The sequence below is a fragment of the Variovorax sp. CCNWLW235 genome (assembly GCF_037204085.1).
Classification (GTDB): Bacteria; Pseudomonadota; Gammaproteobacteria; order Burkholderiales; family Burkholderiaceae_C; genus Variovorax.
In genome coordinates this window covers 209,616-226,066 of record NZ_JBBCBW010000007.1, presented here as the reverse complement: position 1 = coordinate 226,066, position 16,451 = coordinate 209,616, and the positions used below count along the sequence as shown (strand labels likewise).

Sequence of the window (16,451 nt, the reverse complement as noted above, 5' to 3'; positions counted from 1 at the left end):
AGGTTTTCATGAAGGTTCTTGTTGTGGGCGCGACGGGTGCGGTGGGCAGTGCCGTGGCACAGGCGCTGGCCAATCGCGGGCACGAGGTGGTGCGTGCTGGCCGCACGCGCGGCGACCGGCAGGTCGACATCACGAGCGACGCGAGCGTCGAGGCGCTGTATGCCGCAGTAGGGCGCGTCGATGCGATCGTCTCGGCGGCTGGCGGGCTGTTCTTCGGGCCGCTGGCCGAAATGCGGCCGGCCGACTTCAACATCGGCCTGCAGGACAAGCTGCTCGGCCAGGTGCGCCTCGCGCTGCTGGGCCAGCACCTTTTGGCAGATGGCGGCTCGATCACGCTGACCACGGGCGTGGCGGCCGACGATCCGGTTCGCGGCGGAGCCAATGCGGCGGCAGTGAATGCGGCGGTCGAGGGTTTCGTGAAAGGCGCAGCCATCGAGCTGACGCGCGGCCTGCGCATCAATGCGGTCAGTCCGACGCTGCTGACCGAATCGTCGGAAGCATATGGCGCGCTCTTTCCGGGCGTCGAAACCGTACCGGCCGCGCGCGTGGCGCTGGCTTATGTGCGCAGCGTCGAAGGTCCGCTGACGGGGCGCGTGTTTCGCGTGTGGCAATGAGCGGGCGTACACGAATGGCCGGCGCGCTGCTCGCGCTCGCCTTGACGCCCGAGGGGAGTGCGTTCGGCATATAGCACTCATACGCGCATGGAAATTGCGGCGCTGCGGGGCTGGTTTACCCTCCGCAGCAACGATGAAAAAAGCCTACCGCGCCTCCCTCCTGCGATTCGACGACGCCGGCCTGCCCGTTTTCGATGAAGACGGCCTGCTGGTCGTCGCCCCCGACAGTGCCGGCCGCCAGCGCGTGCTCGACGTGGGCAGCCACGCCGCCGTGTCGCCGCGCCACCCCGATGCCGAGCTGACCCACCTGCCGGGCCGCATCCTCGCGCCGGGCTTCGTGGACATGCACATCCATTTTCCGCAGACGGACATCATCGGTTCGCCCTCGCCGGGGCTTCTGCCCTGGCTGGAGAACTACACCTTTCCCGCGGAAGCCAAGTTCATCGACCCGTCGCATTCGAACGAAGTGGCCGACGTGTTCTTCGACGAGCTGCTGCGCAACGGCGTCACCACGGCGCTGACCTTTGCCACGTCGCATGTGGCGTCGGTCGATGCTTTCTTCGAAGGCGCCCAGCGCCGGGGCCTGCGCATGATCAGCGGCAAGGTGCTGCAGGACCGGCATTCGCCGGACGGCGTGCGCGACGAGACCGAGCAGAGCCTTATCGACTCGGAAGCGCTGATCCGCAAGTGGCACAACAACGGCCGCCTGGGCTACGCCATTACCCCCCGCTTTGCACCCGCGAGCACCGACGCGCAGATGCGCGGCGCCGGCGAACTGGCCGCCAAGTATGCGGACACATGGATCCAGTCGCACGTGGCCGAAAACCGCGACGAGGTGGCGTGGGTGCGCGAGCTGTATCCGCAGGCGCGTTCGTACCTCGATGTGTATGCCGGCTTCGGGCTGATGCGCGAACGCGCCGTGTATGCGCACTGCATCTACCTGGACGACACCGACCGCGAGCTGCTGCGCGACACCCGAACGGCCGCCGCGGTAAGCCCCACCAGCAACCTGTTCCTAGGCAGCGGCTTCTTCGATTTCGGCGCGGCCGACCGCGTCGGCTACCCGTATGGGCTGGCCAGCGACGTGGGCGGCGGCACCAGCTTCAGCCCCTTCCACACCATGATGGCGGCCTACTACGTGGGCCGCGAGGGCCAGACCAAGGCCGGCCTGAGCATCGCGCCTTCGCAGCTGTGGTGGCGCCATACCGGCGGCGCGGCGCGTGCGCTGGGGCTCGAAGGCGTGGTCGGCAACCTGCAGCCCGGCTGCGAGGCCGACTTTGTGGTGCTCAACCCTCAGGCCACGCCTCTGATGGCGCGCAAGGCCGCCCGCGCAAACAATCTGGAGGAACTGCTGTTCTCGATGATCGTGCTGGGCGACGACCGGCTGGTCGAGCGCACGGTGATCTCGCAGGCGGGATAGCCGCAGGCGCGAGCCTCAGTCCAATCAACCGCCGGCCGCGGCCACGCCGCGCCAGATCTCGAATGCGACCGCTGTGGCCAGCACGGACACCAGGCCGCAGAACCAGAGCGACGCCTTCACCAGCCGCCAGTTCATGGCCCCGCACAGGACCAGCACGACCCCGTAGGCCGCAGCGATCAGCGAGACGACGCCCTCGACAAGCGCCTGGTGGAATTGCGCGCCGGCCGCCGCCGCCCTTTCGCCGCCGATGAAGAGTTCCGCGTAGAGCATGCCTGGCGTATGGAAGAGCATCACCAGCAGCCGGGTTCCCACGACCCAGACTCCGCCGGCGACCAGCGCGGCACCCAGCACCAACTGGACGGTGCGCCACGGGCGCTTGCCCAGTGGCGTCGAACGGGAGGGAAGGGGCTGCGGATCGCGGGTCTGGGGCATGGCCGGCAGGATAGCCCACTGCCGTCGGCAGGCCGCGCGCGCCGGTCGCCATGCCACAATTCGTGCCATTCCTCCCCCCGCAGCAGCATCAGCGACCGCATATGAGCATCAAGAGCGACAAATGGATCCGGCGCATGGCCGAGCAGACCGGCATGATCGAGCCCTTCGAGCCCGGCCAGGTGCGCGAGGCCGCCGGCCACAAGATCATCAGCTACGGCACTTCGAGCTACGGCTACGACATCCGGTGCGCGCCTGAATTCAAGGTTTTCACCAACATCCACAGCACCGTGGTCGACCCGAAGAACTTCGACGAGAAGAGCTTCGTCGACATGCACGGCGACTACTGCATCATTCCGCCCAACAGCTTTGCGCTGGCGCGCACGGTCGAGTACTTTCGCATCCCGCGCAACGTGCTCACCATCTGCCTGGGCAAGAGCACCTATGCACGCTGCGGCATCATCGTCAACGTGACCCCGTTCGAGCCCGAATGGGAAGGCTACGTGACGCTCGAGTTCAGCAACACCACGCCGCTGCCCGCCAAGATCTACGCGGGCGAGGGCTGCGCGCAGGTGCTGTTCTTCGAGAGCGACGAGGTCTGCGAAACCAGCTACAAGGACCGCGGCGGCAAATACCAGGGCCAGCGCGGCGTCACGCTTCCCAAGACCTGAGAGGCCGCGCGGAGGGTACCCCTCGCGTCCCTCCGCTTCCGACGGCGTCACCACAGGCATGCAAATGCCTGTTTTGCTTACAAGGCACCGGTGCGGACAAAGTACCATCCAGCGACGCTCCGGCACAACGGCCCGGCAAGGAGACTGCGATGAGATGGGAAGGCAACGAACAATCGGACAACGTCGAAGACAGGCGCAGTGGGGGCGGCGGAGGCGGCGGCTTCATCGGCGGCCGCAGCATCGGCATCGGCACCATCGCGGTCGCGCTGATTGCCGGCTGGATCTTCGGCATCAACCCGCTCACGGTGCTCAGCCTCCTGAGCGGCGGTGGCGATCCCGTCCAGGTACAGCAGCAGCAACAAGGCCCAGCGCCCAAGCTGCCATCGGGCGACCGCGAGGCGGCCTTCGTCTCGACGGTGCTCAAGAACACCGAGGTGGTCTGGACCAACATCTTCCGGCAGAACGGCGGCACCTACCAGCCGCCCCGGCTCGTGCTGTTTCGCGGTGCCACGCCCACGGCTTGCGGCACGGGGCAATCGGCCATGGGGCCGTTCTACTGCCCGGGCGACAAGAAGGTCTACATCGACCTGGGTTTCTACGACACGCTCAAGAACCAGCTCGGCGCGCCGGGCGAGTTTGCACAGGCCTATGTCATTGCGCACGAGGTGGGCCACCATGTGCAGGACGAACTCGGCGTGACCGCCAAGGTAGACGGCATGCGCGGCCGCCTGAGCCAGTCGCAGAACAATGCGCTGAGTGTTCGGGTCGAGCTGCAGGCCGACTGCTTTGCCGGCATCTGGGCGCACCATTCGCAAGAGTCGAAGAAGTGGCTCGAACCAGGCGACATCGAGGCGGCCATGAACGCCGCGCAGAAGATCGGCGACGACGCCTTGCAGCGTTCCGCGGGCCGCGCGGTGGTGCCCGACAGCTTCACCCACGGCTCCAGCGCACAGCGCCAACGCTGGTTCGGCGCGGGGTATCAGAGCGGCGATATCAAGTCTTGCGACACCTTCAACGCGCGCACGCTTTGAGCCTCGTCGCGCCGCGGGGCGCATGGTTGCTGCATTCGATGCTATGAAATAAATAGCAATACGACCGGCGCGGACGTTGTCACGGCGCCGTCACTGCCATTTTTTGCGGCAATGCGACAATAGAGGGCTTAATGACAAGCTCCTTCTCCAATCTATCGCTGGCGGAACCGCTGGCGCGCGCCGTAGCCGAAATGGGCTACGAGACCATGACTCCCATCCAGGAGCAGGCCATTCCGGTCGTGCTTTCGGGGCAGGACGTGATGGGGGCCGCGCAGACCGGCACCGGCAAGACCGCGGCGTTTTCGCTGCCGCTGCTGCAGCGCATGCTCAAGCACGAGAACGCCTCCACCTCGCCTGCGCGGCACCCGGTGCGTGCGCTGGTGCTACTGCCCACGCGCGAGCTGGCCGACCAGGTGGCCCAGCAGGTCAAGCTGTACGCCAAGTACACCAACCTGCGCAGCACGGTGGTGTTCGGCGGCATCGACATGAAGCCGCAGACGCTCGAGCTGAAAAAGGGCGTCGAAGTGCTGGTGGCCACGCCGGGCCGGCTGCTCGACCACATCGAGGCCAAGAACGCGGTGCTCAACCAGGTGGAGTACGTGGTGCTCGACGAGGCCGACCGCATGCTGGACATCGGCTTTCTGCCCGACCTGCAGCGCATCCTGAGCTACCTGCCCAAGCAGCGCACCACGCTTCTGTTCTCGGCCACCTTCTCGCCTGAAATCAAGCGGCTGGCCAGCAGCTACCTGCAGAACCCCGTCACCATCGAAGTGGCGCGGCCGAACGAAACGGCTTCGACCGTCGAGCAGCACTTCTACAGCGTGAGCGACGACGACAAGCGCCGCGCGCTCAAGCAGATCGTGAAGCAGCGCGGCATCACGCAGGCCTTCGTGTTCGTCAACAGCAAGCTCGGCTGCGCGCGCCTCGCACGCTCGCTCGAGCGCGACGGTCTTCGCACCACGGCGCTGCACGGCGACAAGAGCCAGGACGAACGCCTGAAGGCGCTTGCCTCGTTCAAGGCGGGCGAGGTCGACCTGCTGGTGTGTACCGACGTTGCGGCCCGCGGCCTCGACATCAAGGACGTGCCGGCGGTCTTCAACTTCGACATTCCGTTCAACGCCGAAGACTACGTGCACCGCATCGGCCGCACCGGCCGTGCCGGCGCCTCGGGCCTGGCCGTGAGCTTTGCCAGCGGCGGCAACGATGCGCGCCTGGTGGCCGACATCGAGAAGCTGATCAAGAAGAAGATCGAGCTCGAACCGGTCGAGTTCGAAGAAGACAAGCCGCGCGGCCGCATCAACGACGGTCGCCGTCACTGGCGCGAAGAGGGCGAGGCCGGCGACGCACGCGACGTGCTCGACCAGCCGCGCGAGCGCAGCAGCATCGGCGCCGATGCGCGCCGCGGCGGCGGACGCCCGCATCGCGCACCTTCCGCCCCGCGCGATCCGTTCTTCGACAAGCCCTATGAGCCGGGCGAGCGCGAAGCCGCTCCCGACTGGGAAGCCGCCGCCAAGGCTGCGCCGGCGCGCGGCATCTCGAGCAACATCAAGACCAAGCGCAAGGTTGCGGCGCTGTTCAAGAGCGCCGAGACGAACTGACGAGGCTCGAGGGCCTGCTTCGGCGAGGTTTCCCGTCCACAAAAAAGCCGGCGAATGTCGGCTTTTTTCTTTGGGCCAATAGGCGGTGCGAAATGGTCAGATCACGTGAAAGTGATGCGTGCCGTCGCGCGCCAGTTGTGCCACCAGCCCGAATTCCCAATCCAGATACGCCTGCATTGCTTCGGCGGGCGCATCCGTGCCTTCGTAGGGGCGGCGATAGCGGTCGGTGCGGGGCGTGGCCAGTCGCGTCTCGCCTGACTCGGCCTCCAGGCCCGCGGCAAACCACGCCGCGTTGCCGCCCGCCAGCACCAGCACTTCCACATCGCTCTGGCCGCGCGCATCGAGCAAGGTGCGCAGGTCGGCCGCGGCATAGCGCGCGAGCAGGCTGCTGCCGCAGGTGAGCACATAGCGCTGCGATGGTGGAATTGCAGTGCCTATGGCCTGCGGCAACTGCGCGCGAATGGCATACCAGGCGCCGGGAATGTGCCGCTTCACGTAGTTGGCGCTGGTGGTCACGTCTATCACCGCGGTGCCGGGCTGTGCCATCAGCGCTGCCAGAGCCTTGGGCTCGACCTCCGCGACGGCGGCGGCGATGGGCGGATAGACAGGTGCAGGCGACCCGGTCTCGGTGAACGACGAGGCCGCGGGCACCGCATCGGGCACATACACCTCCCAGCCCATCTGCGCGAGCCACGACGCGCTCATCGATGCGCGAACGCCGTCGTCGTCCGCCAGCACGATGCGCGCGCCGCGCACCGGCACCTGGTGATCGGTTTCCTGCACCAGCTGACCGCCGGGTGCGCTCGCAAAGCCGGGCAGGTGGCCGGCCTCGTATTCCTCGGGCGTGCGCACGTCGAAGCGGTACAGCGTGCGCTCAGGGGCTTCGAGCGTGTGCAGCGCGTCGAGCGCGATGCGCCGTACGCCGGCCTTGTCCGCCACGCGGCGCGCAGTGGCCTCGGCCTGTGCGCGGTGCGCATCGGACACCGCGCCGGGCGCGCGGCGGCTCGCGCCATGGTCGAGCACCTGCCCTGCGAGCTTCCAGCCGATGGTGCCGTTGCGCAGGGCGGCCACCGGGTTCGGAATGCCCGCGTTCACCAGCGACTGCGTGCCGATGATGCTGCGCGTGCGGCCCGCGCAATTGACGATCACCTGCGTGGTGGGGTCGGGCGCGAGCTCCCGCACGCGCAGCACCAGCTCCGCGCCGGGCACGCTGGTGGCCGAGGGAATGCTCATGGTCTGGTATTCGTCGAAGCGGCGCGCGTCGAGCACCACCACGTTGGCCTTGCCCTCGACCAGTGCCTTCACTTCGGGCGCGGAAAGCGATGGCGTGTGCCGCTCGTGCTCCACAAGTTCGCCGAAAGACTTGCTCGGCACGTTCACGTCGCGAAACAGCTCACCGCCGGCCGCGCGCCAGCCTTCGAGGCCGCCTTCGAGCAGGTGCACGTTCGTGTAGCCGAGCGCGTCCAGCGTTCGTGCGGCGAGCGGTGCCAGGTCGATGCCGTCGTGCGTACCGTAGAGCACGATGAAGGTGCTGCGCCGCGGAATGCGCCGCCAGGCCTCGATCTCGATGCGCGAGAGCGGCAGGTTGGCGGCCCACAGCGGATGCTCCTGCGCGAAGGGATCTTCCTCGCGCACGTCTAGCAGCGCGGTTTCTTCTTCGCGTGCAAGCAGGCGCGCGCGCACGGCGGCAAAGGGCAGCAGGGGAAAGGCGGTGGTGCTTGTCATGCGAATGTCGATCGGAGTTCGGCGGAGCGGTCCCACAGGTTGGGAAGAAGCGTATTGGAGTAACCTGAAACGAAGGGCTTGCGTCCGCCCTCTGCAGGGTAAGTATGACGCTGCACGGCGCCGATGTTGGCGCCGTACACGTGAATGCTGATGGAGACGCGGTCATCGTGCGCGTTGTGCACGCGATGCAGGTCGCCCACGGTGGGCGACACGGCTTCGACATCGCCGGCGTCGAGCCGCACGGCCTCGCCCTGCGGCCGGGCCCGGCCGTCACCGCCAATCGCGTAACCCTGGCTGTATTCGGCGCCGCGCAACATGCCGATCAGGCCCCACACGGTGTGGTCATGCACCGGCGTGGCTTGCCCCGGCCCCCACACGAAGCTCACGACCGAAAAGCGTTCGGTGCTGTCGGCATGCAGCAGAAACTGCCGGTAGTGCACCGGGTCGGGTTGCGCGAAGGCATCGGGCAGCCAGTCATCTCGCGCGACCAGTGTGCGAAGCAGCGTGCGACCTTCGGAAAGAATGCGCGGCTCGTCGGGTGCGCTGTCGAGCAGCCGGCCGAACGCGCCGACGAATTCGCGCAGCGGCGCGATGGTGGCAACCTCGGGTGCCGTCATGCCGGCCGTTTCCAGAGCTGCGCATCGGTGATGGCGCGCACGTCCACGCGCACCGGCAGGATGCCGTCGCGCGCGGAGCGGTCGGCCACTGCCTGCAGTGCGACGATGTCGGCTTCGGCCACCGGCCGGCCCGTGACCGAGGCACGCGCGGTGATGATGCGCGCCGATTCGATCGGCAACCGCGTGAGCTTGCTGTAGGCCTGCGCATACGCCTCCGGGTTGGCCAGCGCCCATTCGCCGGCACGCGCCAGCCGGTCGAGAAACTGAACGATGGCAATGCGCTTGGCCGGATCGGCCAGCGAAGGCTCGCTGGCGGTGATGAAGCCCAGGGCCGTGTTGATGCCGCGCCCGTCGCGCAAGATGCGCCCGCCTTGCTGCAGCGCGATGGTGTAGTAGGGGTCGAACACGGCCCAGGCATCGATCTGTTTCGAAGCAAAGGCCGCGGCCGCATCGGTGGGCAGCACGAACTTCACCGTGACCTCGCTGCGCGGCACGCCGGCTTCTTCGAGCGCGCCGTACAGCTGGTATTGCGAGATGCTTCCGCGCGCGGACGAAACGATGACCGTCTTGCCGCGCAGGTCGGCCACGTTGCGCAAGGGTGAATCGGGCTGCACCACAATGCCCAGCGCATCCGCCTTGCCCACGCGCGTGGCGACGATCTTCAGCGGCGTGCGGCCGACGGCCGCGGCAAGCACCGGCAAGTCGCCGGCCACCGCGGTGTCCACCGCCGCGCTGCGCTGCGCTTCGAACAGCGGCGCGGCACCCTGGAAGTTGGCCCAGCGGTAGGCGAAGGGCGCGTCGTCGAGCGCCTTCGATGCCTCGAAGAGGGCGCGCAGGCCTCCGGCCTGGTCGCCGAGCACCAGCGTGATCTGCGGCTGCTGCGCAAAGGCGCGCATGGGGCCGGCAGCCGCCAGTGCGAGTGCGGTGCCCTGCTTGAGCCAGTTGCGGCGCGAAGCCCTGGAGAAGAGAAGGTCGGTCATGCGGCGGCTCCCGAGGACTGCAGTGCGCGCGCGCCCGCCGCAATCAATATGGCGTCGTTCTGCGGCGTGTGGATGCGGCTGCACAGCACGTCGCGGTGGTGCCGCTCCAGCGGATTCTGCCGTGCGAGGCCGTGGTTGCCGCTCAGTTGCAGCGCGATTTCGACTGCGCGCACCGCGTTGCCTGTCACGGTGTACTTGAGCAGCCCGCTCTCGGTGGCGGGCTGCGCGTGGCCTTCGTCGACGGCGCGGGCCGCATCGTCGAGCAGCACGCGGTTGGTGCGCAGCAGCGCGGCAATTTCTCCCACATGCTCCTGCACGCGCGGCAGGCTCGCAAGCGGTGCGCCCAGGCTGCCGGGTGCGCGCCGGTTCAGGAAGCCGGTCAACCAATTGTTGGCGGCCTGCGCTACCGCGTCGTACAGGCTGCCGAGCAGCACGGTCATCCAGGCCTGCTGCGTGGCATGCGAGTCAATGTCGGTCTGGCTGCCCGCGTCCGGCGCCCAGTCGGCCGGAGCGCGCAGGTCGACCGCGTGGTCAAGGTCGATGGCGACGTTCTCGAACACCACTTCATGGCTGCCCGAGGCCCGCAGGCCCAGGTGGTCCCAGCTTGCGATCACGCGCACGCCGGGCGCATGGCGCGGCACCAGGAACACGCCGGTGCGCGGCGCGGCCTCGTCGGTGCGTGTCCATACCGCAAGCCAGGAGAGCCCCTCGATGCCGGTTGTATAGAGCTTGTGGCCGTCGATCTTCCAGCCGTTGCCGTCGCGGCGGGCAACAGTTGCGGGAAGGCCGCCACGCGCGGGCGAGCCGAGCGCGGGCTCCACGCGCAGCGCATTGATGAGCGCGCCGTGCTCTACCGCGTCGCGCAGCACGCGTTCGCGCAGGTGCGGTGGCCAGCGGCTGTCGCTGCGTGCGAGCGCATGGTGCTGCAGGTAGGTCATCGTCAGGATCAACGCGGTGGCGGGTTCGCCGCGTGCCACGGCCGCAATCACGCGACGCGCCATTGCCAACGTGGCACCGCCGCCGCCGTACGCCGCGGGCGCCACCAGGCCGATGAAGCCGTTCGATTGCAGCACCTCGAAGTTCTGGCGCGGAAAGGCGCCGCTCCGGTCGTGGTCGGCCGCGGTGGCGGCGAACTGGGCCGACAGGCGCGCGAGAAGGGCAGTGTCGACTCCGGCCGGGGCGACAGTAGGCGTGGGGTCTTCATGGATGGCCGGCGGGCGGCGCAAGGGGAGTGCACTCATGGTTGCGCACAGTACCGGCCCCGTGCCGCGGCGGAAACGACGCATCCCGCATATGCAAACTCGTTTTTCTGCGTTCGCTTTTGTCGTGTGCGCCGGTACGGTCCGGGGCATGAAACCTGAATTCCCACTCGATAGGCGCCGCCTGCTGCAGGCCGCCGCAGCCTGGAGCGCCATGGCTGCAGCAACCGGCACTGCACGGGCCGCGGCACCGGCGCGCGACCTTTCCGGCGTGACCCTGCGCGTGGGCACGTACAAGGGCCTGTGGCGGCCGCTGCTCACGGCCTCGGGCCAGGCCGATACGCCCTACAAGGTCGACTGGCGCGAGCTGAACAACGGCGTGCTGCACATCGAGGCCATCAACGGCGACGCGCTCGACCTGGGCTCGGGCAGCGAAATTCCGCCGGTGTTCGCCGCGCGCCAGAAATCCAGCGTGAAGCTGGTCGCCGTAACGCATGAAGACCTGAACAATCAGGCCACGCTGGCGCGCAAGGATTCGCCGATCCGCAGCATTGCCGACTTCAAGGGTAAGCGCGTCGGCTATGTGCGCGCCACCACTTCGCACTACTACCTGGCCAGGCAACTGGCCGAGGCGGGGCTCTCGTTCAGCGACATCCAGGCCGTGAGCCTGACGCCGGCGGATGGCCTGTCGGCCTTTGCGCGCGGCGATCTCGATGCATGGGCCATCTACGGCTACAACGGCCAGCTGGCGCGCACGCAGTACGGCGCGCGCACCATCAAGACCGGCGTGGGTTACCTCTCGGGCAACTTTCCCATCTACGCCAACCCGCGCGCGCTGGACGATGCGCTGCGCCGTGCGGCACTGAGCGACCTGCTGCAGCGCCTGCAGCGCTCCTTCGCATGGATCAACGGCAACTTCCTGGCCTATGCGCGCGCGCAGTCGGCCGAGACGCGCGTGCCCGTCGGCGACCTGGTCGAGCTCTTTAACGGCCGCAGCGGCGACTACAGCCTGGGCCCCGTCACCGACGCCGTGGTGCGCAGCCACCAGCAGGTGGCCGACACCTTCCTGAAGATCGGCGTGCTCGACGGCCCCGCCGACGTGAAGCCCCTGTGGGACCGCAGCTTCGAAAGCGTGCTGCGCCTGCCTGCCGCCTGAACAACCACGCATCCACCTGAAAACACGAGGACACCATGAGCCAGAACGACGTTGAATTCATCGGCATGATCCAGGGCCAGAAGGTCTCGGAGATCCATGCCGCCAAGGGCCCCGCGATCGACCGCGACTATGTGCGCGCCTTTGCGCAGGCGCACGAGCACGCAGGCTTCGACCGCGTGCTGGTGCCGCACCATTCCACCAGCCCCGACGCCACGCTGACGGTGGCCTACGCCGCCTCGGTCACTGAGCGCATCCATTTCATGCTCGCGCATCGCCCCGGCTTCGTCGCGCCCACGTTGGCTGCGCGGCAGTTCGCCTCGCTCGACCAGTTCAGCGGCGGCCGGCTTGGCGTGCACTACATCTCGGGCGGCTCCGACGAGGAACAGCGCCGCGACGGCGACTGGCTCGACCATGACCAGCGCTATGCGCGCACCGACGAATACCTGGAGGTGCTGCACAAGGTGTGGACCAGCGAGAAGCCCTTCGACCACGAGGGCGCGCACTATCGCTTCCAGAACGCATTCTCGGAAGTGAAGCCGGTGCAGACGCACAACGGCAAGCCGCATGTGCCGGTGTATTTTGGCGGAGCCTCGGAGGCTGCGATTCCCGTGGCCGGCAAGTACGCCGACGTGTATGCGCTGTGGGGCGAATCGCTCGATCAGGCGCGCGAGCTCACCACGCGCGTTCGCGCCGAAGCTGCGAAGCATGGGCGCAACGTGGGCTTCTCGGTGTCGTTCCGGCCGATCCTGGCGGAGACTGAAGAGGCCGCATGGGCGCGTGCGGACAACATCCTGGCCGAGACGAAACGCCTGCGCGTGGTGCAGGGCTACAACCGAGGAGGGCCGCAGCAGAGCGAAGGCGCCAAGCGCCTGCTGGCCGCGGCCGAGAAGGGCACGCGGCTCGACAAGCGGTTGTGGACTGCGGTGGCGCAGGAGATCGGCGGCCGCTCAAACAGCACGGCGCTCGTCGGCACGCCCGAGCAGGTGGCCGATGCGCTGCTCGACTACTACGACCTGGGCGTGACCACCTTCCTGATCCGCGGCTTCGATCCGCTGGAGGATGCGACGGACTATGGGCGCGAGCTGATTCCGCGCACGCGCGAGTTGGTGGCCCAGCGCCTGCAGTCTCAACGCAAAGCCGCATGACCTGACTTTCTCCCTCCCCCTCTGGGGGAGGGCAGGGGTGGGGGCTGACGGCCTTCACGACGCCGCAGCCCTGCAAGCGCCGACCGCCCCCATCCCAGCCTTCCCCCAGAGGGTGAAGGAGCAATACCCAACACGAGGAAATCTTTTATGAGTGCAGTTCTGTCGATCGACTGGGACGCCGGCTTCGCGCTGCGGCGCAACCCGAACCCGCAGCAAAAATACTGGTTCGACCCCATCCCGCCGCGCACCAGCGTGCAGGCCGAGCGCCGCCACCGGCAGGAACGCCTGGCAGGTGCCTTCCGCTTGTTCGCGCGCTTCGGCTTTGCGCAGGGCCTTGCGGGCCACATCACCGCGCGCGATCCGGAGCTCACCGATCACTTCTGGGTCAACCCGCTGGGCATTCATTTCTCGCGCATCAAGGTGTCCGACCTGCTGCTGGTCAACTCGAAAGGCGAGACCGTGATCGGCGACAGGCCGCTCAACAAGGCCGCCTTTGCCATTCACGCCGCCATCCACGAGCACAACCCGAAGATCGTTGCCGCGGCCCACACCCATTCGACCTACGGCAAGGCGTGGTCCACGCTGGGCCGCAAGCTGGACACCCTCACGCAAGACAGCTGCGTTTTCCACGAAGACGTGGCGCTGTTCGACGACTTCACCGGCATGGTGGTCGACACCAGCGAGGGCGACCGCATTGCACAGGCACTGGGCGACAAGAAGGGCGCCATTCTCAAGAACCACGGCATCCTGACGGCGGGCCCCACGGTGGAGTCTGCTGCGTGGTGGTACATCGCGCTCGACAACGCCTGCCACACGCAACTGCTGGCCGAAGCCGCCGGCAAGCCGCAGCCCATCGACGAAGCCACGGCGCGTCACACCCACAGCCAGATCGGCGGCCCGGAGGGGGCCATCCATTCCTTCGACAGCCTTTATCAAGGCCTCGTCGAAGCGGAACCCGAGCTGCTGGGCTGAAGATAAAAAACCAACGGAGTTCTCGATGACCGCATCCCTTTCACGCCGCAGCGTCTTGCGCGCCGGCGGTGCCGCCGCCGTGGTCGCTTCGGGCGGGCTGATCGCCTCGCAGGCGTTTTCGCAGCAGGCGCGCAAGCTCACCTTTGCCTGGAACGCCGCCGCGTTCTGCCTTTCGCCCGTGGTGGTGGCGCAAGAGCGCGGCTACTTCGAGCGCAACGGCCTGCAGGTGGACCTGATCAACTACACCGGATCGACCGACCAACTGCTGGAATCGCTGGCAACGGCCAAGGCCGATGCGGCGGTTGGCATGATCCACCGCTGGCTCAAACCGCTGGAGTCGGGCTTCGACGTGAAGATCGTCGGCAGCTCGCATGGCGGCTGCGTGCGGCTGGTGGGTGCGAAGAGCGCGGGCGCGACCAGCCTTGCAAGCCTCAAGGGCAAGATCATCGGCGTGTCGGACATCGCGAGCCCGGGCAAGAACTTCTTCTCCATATTGCTTGCGAAGAACGGCATCGATGCCGACAGGGACGTGACCTGGCGCCAGTACCCGGCCGACCTGCTCGACATTGCCGTGCAGAAGGGCGAGATCCACGCCATTGCCGACGGCGACCCGAACGTCTACCTGATCGAGAAGCGCAACAAGGGCGCTTTCGTGGAGATTGCGAGCAACCTCTCCGGCGAATACAAGGACAAGGTCTGCTGCATCGTCGGCGCGCGCGGCGAGCTGGTGCGCAAGGACAAGCCGACCGTCGCTGCGCTCGTGCGGGCCATCGCGCAGGCGTCGGACTACGTGGCCGAGAACCCCAACGAATCGGCCAAGCTCTTCGCCAAGTATTCGCCCAAGGTGCCGGTGGAAGACCTGCGCGCGCTGCTCGGCACGCTCACCCACAGCCATCATCCGCTCGGCAAGAACCTGCGCGACGAGGTGGAGTTCTATGCGCGCGATTTCCGCGGCGTCGGCGTGCTCAAGAAGACCACCGACCCGGTGCGCTTTGCCGAGCACGTCTCTTTCGATCCCCTCGCATGAGCACCCCCGACCCCGCATTGGGCTTCGATTCCCTCCCCTTCCGTGGGAGGGCCAGGGTGGGGGCAGCGACGCCCGAACGCGCACCTGCTCCCGCATCGACATCGCCCCGCATTCAAGCAGCCCTGCCCACATGGCGCATCGGCTTCGCCGCCGCTGTGACATGGCTTGCGCTTGGCCTGCTCACCATCTACTGGCCGAACCAGGCCGTGGGCTTCAGCGACTGGGCTTATACCGACGAGTTCGGCATCGCCGGCATTGCAGTCGGTGCGCTGCTCGTTGCCGTCGCATTGCTTGGGACGCGCGCCGGCCGGGTCGCACGCCTGCTCCGGCCCGCCGGCCCCTGGCTGGTTGCGCTGCCCGTGCTCTTCGCCATCTGGGAGATCGCCACGGCCAAGCTCGCGCTGCTCCCCACACCGTTCTTCGCGCCGCCGCAAAGCCTGGTCGAAACCTACATCGACGACTGGCGCCGGCTCGGCGAAAGCCTGCTGCACTCGGCGCGGCTGCTGGCGCACGGCTTTGTGCTGGGCGCGCTCGCGGGCTTTCTCACGGGCGTGACCATCGGCTGGTCGCGCATAGCGGGCTACTGGGTGCATCCGGTGCTGCGCTTCCTGGGGCCGGTGCCGGCTTCGGCGCTGCTGCCGCTTGCGTTCTTCTTCTTTCCGTCGAGCTATGCGGCCGCGGTGTTCCTGATTGCGCTGGCCACGGGCTTTCCGGTGGCGGTGCTCACCTGGTCCGGCGTGACGGGCGTCAACCGCAACTATTACGACGTGGCGCGCACCATGGGCGCGAGCGAGCGCTTCCTGGTGCTGCGGGTGGCCATTCCGGCGGCTCTGCCGCAGGTGTTCGTGGGCCTTTTCATGGGGCTTGGTGCCGCGTTCTCGGTGCTCGTCACGGCCGAGATGATGGGCGTGAAGGCCGGGCTCGGCTTCTATCTTTCGTGGGCGCAGGGCTGGGCTTCGTACTCGAACATGTACGCCGCGCTGATCGTGATGGCCGTGCTGTGCTCGGGCCTGATCACGCTGCTGTTCAAGGTGCGTGACCGTGTGCTGTCGTGGCAGAAGGGAACCGTCAAATGGTAGCCGCCGTTGTTGCAGAAGCCGTTGTGCGCCAGGCCGGCGCGCACATCGACATTCGCGGCGTAAGCCATTGGTTCGATGTGCCCGCGGGGCCGTTGCAGGTGCTCGACGACATCGACCTCACCGTCAAGCCCGGCGAGTTTGTCGCGCTGCTGGGTCCGAGCGGTTGCGGCAAGTCGACCTTGCTGCGGCTGGTGGCCGGGCTCGAGCCCGCCACGGCCGGACGCATCACGCAAGACGATGCGCCCATCACGCGGCCCGACCCGTCGCGCATCGTCGTGTTCCAGGACCCGACGCTCTACCCCTGGCGCAGCGTGTGGGACAACGTGGCGCTCGGGCTGCAGGCGCGCGGCGTGCTCAAGGCGCAGCGCGGGCGGGTCGATGAAGCCCTCAAGCTCGTGGGCCTCAGCGACTTTGCAAAGGTCTTTCCACACCAGCTCTCGGGCGGCATGGCGCAGCGCGTGGCATTGGCACGCGCGCTGGTCAATGATCCGCAACTGCTGGTGCTCGACGAGCCGCTCGGCAAGCTCGATTCGCTCACGCGCATTGCAATGCAGAGCGAGCTCGTCAACCTGTGGCAGCGCGCGGGCTTTTCGGCACTGCTGGTCACGCACGACGTGGAAGAGGCGCTGTTCCTTGCCAACCGCGTGATCGTGCTCAGCGACCGGCCGGCGCGCGTTGCGGCCGAGATCGTGGTCGACCTGCCGTATCCGCGCCACCGCGGCCATGCACGCTTGGCAGAACTGCGGCACGAAGCGCTCAGGCACCTGGGGCTCGACGCCACCTGGTGA

At 67.6% G+C, this 16,451-nt stretch carries 16 protein-coding genes; 11 read left to right on the top strand and 5 right to left on the bottom strand.

Annotation, left to right across the window (positions count from 1 at the left end):
• The first annotated feature begins 8 nt into the window (after positions 1-8).
• The gene (locus V9L21_RS11175) at positions 9-614 is read left to right on the top strand and encodes a short chain dehydrogenase (RefSeq protein ID WP_337311825.1); all 606 of its coding nucleotides are present in this window, start codon (positions 9-11) and stop codon (positions 612-614) included.
• Between the two features lie 133 nt (positions 615-747).
• Entirely contained in the window at positions 748-2,034 is a 1,287-nt protein-coding gene (gene guaD / locus V9L21_RS11170) for a guanine deaminase (protein ID WP_337311823.1), read from the top strand.
• Between the two features lie 24 nt (positions 2,035-2,058).
• Here guaD and V9L21_RS11165 read toward each other — a convergent pair whose 3' ends face one another.
• The gene (locus V9L21_RS11165; protein ID WP_337311821.1) at positions 2,059-2,466 is read right to left on the bottom strand and encodes a hypothetical protein; all 408 of its coding nucleotides are present in this window, start codon (positions 2,464-2,466) and stop codon (positions 2,059-2,061) included.
• 101 nt (positions 2,467-2,567) lie between these two features.
• Between V9L21_RS11165 and dcd the strand changes: the two genes are divergently transcribed.
• From dcd to V9L21_RS11150, 3 genes are all read left to right on the top strand, one after another.
• Positions 2,568-3,134: a dCTP deaminase gene (dcd, locus tag V9L21_RS11160; protein WP_018905384.1), complete on the top strand. Its 567-nt coding sequence runs from the start codon at positions 2,568-2,570 to the stop codon at positions 3,132-3,134.
• 149 nt (positions 3,135-3,283) lie between these two features.
• Positions 3,284-4,165 (top strand): KPN_02809 family neutral zinc metallopeptidase, encoded by an 882-nt coding sequence (gene ypfJ / locus V9L21_RS11155; RefSeq protein WP_337311806.1) that lies wholly within the window; start codon positions 3,284-3,286, stop codon positions 4,163-4,165.
• A gap of 131 nt (positions 4,166-4,296) precedes the next feature.
• Positions 4,297-5,763, top strand: a complete 1,467-nt coding sequence (locus V9L21_RS11150) for a DEAD/DEAH box helicase (RefSeq protein WP_157615040.1) — start codon at positions 4,297-4,299, stop codon at positions 5,761-5,763.
• Positions 5,764-5,859: 96 nt separating this feature from the next.
• On the opposite strand, the gene V9L21_RS11145 is transcribed toward V9L21_RS11150, so the two are convergent.
• Genes V9L21_RS11145 through V9L21_RS11130 form a run of 4 tightly spaced genes read right to left on the bottom strand, consistent with a single transcriptional unit; the run spans position 5,860 to position 10,326 of the window.
• On the bottom strand, positions 5,860-7,488 hold the full coding sequence (locus V9L21_RS11145) for a rhodanese-related sulfurtransferase (RefSeq protein WP_337311803.1): 1,629 nt from the start codon (positions 7,486-7,488) through the stop codon (positions 5,860-5,862).
• Positions 7,485-8,105 carry a cysteine dioxygenase gene (locus V9L21_RS11140; RefSeq protein WP_337311801.1) on the bottom strand — a complete coding sequence of 207 codons (621 nt, stop codon included), beginning with the start codon at positions 8,103-8,105 and terminating at the stop codon, positions 7,485-7,487. Before V9L21_RS11140 ends, V9L21_RS11145 begins: the two co-directional genes overlap by 4 nt.
• On the bottom strand, positions 8,102-9,085 hold the full coding sequence (locus V9L21_RS11135) for an ABC transporter substrate-binding protein (RefSeq protein ID WP_337311799.1): 984 nt from the start codon (positions 9,083-9,085) through the stop codon (positions 8,102-8,104). The genes V9L21_RS11140 and V9L21_RS11135 overlap by 4 nt, the downstream gene beginning before the upstream one ends.
• Positions 9,082-10,326, bottom strand: coding sequence for an acyl-CoA dehydrogenase family protein (locus V9L21_RS11130; RefSeq protein WP_337311798.1), 1,245 nt, complete (start codon positions 10,324-10,326; stop codon positions 9,082-9,084). The genes V9L21_RS11135 and V9L21_RS11130 overlap by 4 nt, the downstream gene beginning before the upstream one ends.
• A 109-nt stretch (positions 10,327-10,435) precedes the next feature.
• Here V9L21_RS11130 and V9L21_RS11125 point away from each other — a divergent pair, with 109 nt between their 5' ends.
• From V9L21_RS11125 to V9L21_RS11100, 6 genes are all read left to right on the top strand, one after another.
• Entirely contained in the window at positions 10,436-11,440 is a 1,005-nt protein-coding gene (locus tag V9L21_RS11125) for an ABC transporter substrate-binding protein (protein WP_337311796.1), read from the top strand.
• A gap of 35 nt (positions 11,441-11,475) precedes the next feature.
• Positions 11,476-12,585: an LLM class flavin-dependent oxidoreductase gene (locus V9L21_RS11120; protein ID WP_337311794.1), complete on the top strand. Its 1,110-nt coding sequence runs from the start codon at positions 11,476-11,478 to the stop codon at positions 12,583-12,585.
• A 147-nt stretch (positions 12,586-12,732) separates the two neighbouring features.
• Complete coding sequence (locus tag V9L21_RS11115; protein WP_337311792.1) at positions 12,733-13,557, top strand: class II aldolase/adducin family protein; 825 nt, start codon at positions 12,733-12,735, stop codon at positions 13,555-13,557.
• Positions 13,558-13,582: 25 nt separating this feature from the next.
• The gene (locus V9L21_RS11110; protein ID WP_337311791.1) at positions 13,583-14,584 is read left to right on the top strand and encodes an ABC transporter substrate-binding protein; all 1,002 of its coding nucleotides are present in this window, start codon (positions 13,583-13,585) and stop codon (positions 14,582-14,584) included.
• A complete protein-coding gene (locus V9L21_RS11105; RefSeq protein WP_337311788.1) occupies positions 14,581-15,663 on the top strand; it encodes an ABC transporter permease in 1,083 nt (360 codons plus the stop codon). Before V9L21_RS11110 ends, V9L21_RS11105 begins: the two co-directional genes overlap by 4 nt.
• A complete protein-coding gene (locus V9L21_RS11100; RefSeq protein WP_337311786.1) occupies positions 15,657-16,451 on the top strand; it encodes an ABC transporter ATP-binding protein in 795 nt (264 codons plus the stop codon). The genes V9L21_RS11105 and V9L21_RS11100 overlap by 7 nt, the downstream gene beginning before the upstream one ends.

Excerpts from the sequence above, each read along its gene's own strand:
- V9L21_RS11110 (WP_337311791.1), top strand. The coding sequence starts at position 13,583 with ATGACCGCATCCCTTTCACGCCGCAGCGTCTTGCGCGCCGGCGGTGCC.
- V9L21_RS11130 (WP_337311798.1), bottom strand. The coding sequence starts at position 10,326 with ATGAGTGCACTCCCCTTGCGCCGCCCGCCGGCCATCCATGAAGACCCC.
- V9L21_RS11150 (WP_157615040.1), top strand. The coding sequence starts at position 4,297 with ATGACAAGCTCCTTCTCCAATCTATCGCTGGCGGAACCGCTGGCGCGC.
- guaD (WP_337311823.1), top strand. The coding sequence starts at position 748 with ATGAAAAAAGCCTACCGCGCCTCCCTCCTGCGATTCGACGACGCCGGC.
- dcd (WP_018905384.1), top strand. The coding sequence starts at position 2,568 with ATGAGCATCAAGAGCGACAAATGGATCCGGCGCATGGCCGAGCAGACC.
- V9L21_RS11175 (WP_337311825.1), top strand. The coding sequence starts at position 9 with ATGAAGGTTCTTGTTGTGGGCGCGACGGGTGCGGTGGGCAGTGCCGTG.
- V9L21_RS11120 (WP_337311794.1), top strand. The coding sequence starts at position 11,476 with ATGAGCCAGAACGACGTTGAATTCATCGGCATGATCCAGGGCCAGAAG.
- V9L21_RS11165 (WP_337311821.1), bottom strand. The coding sequence starts at position 2,466 with ATGCCCCAGACCCGCGATCCGCAGCCCCTTCCCTCCCGTTCGACGCCA.
- V9L21_RS11125 (WP_337311796.1), top strand. The coding sequence starts at position 10,436 with ATGAAACCTGAATTCCCACTCGATAGGCGCCGCCTGCTGCAGGCCGCC.
- V9L21_RS11100 (WP_337311786.1), top strand. The coding sequence starts at position 15,657 with ATGGTAGCCGCCGTTGTTGCAGAAGCCGTTGTGCGCCAGGCCGGCGCG.
- V9L21_RS11105 (WP_337311788.1), top strand. The coding sequence starts at position 14,581 with ATGAGCACCCCCGACCCCGCATTGGGCTTCGATTCCCTCCCCTTCCGT.
- V9L21_RS11135 (WP_337311799.1), bottom strand. The coding sequence starts at position 9,085 with ATGACCGACCTTCTCTTCTCCAGGGCTTCGCGCCGCAACTGGCTCAAG.
- V9L21_RS11145 (WP_337311803.1), bottom strand. The coding sequence starts at position 7,488 with ATGACAAGCACCACCGCCTTTCCCCTGCTGCCCTTTGCCGCCGTGCGC.
- V9L21_RS11115 (WP_337311792.1), top strand. The coding sequence starts at position 12,733 with ATGAGTGCAGTTCTGTCGATCGACTGGGACGCCGGCTTCGCGCTGCGG.
- ypfJ (WP_337311806.1), top strand. The coding sequence starts at position 3,284 with ATGAGATGGGAAGGCAACGAACAATCGGACAACGTCGAAGACAGGCGC.
- V9L21_RS11140 (WP_337311801.1), bottom strand. The coding sequence starts at position 8,105 with ATGACGGCACCCGAGGTTGCCACCATCGCGCCGCTGCGCGAATTCGTC.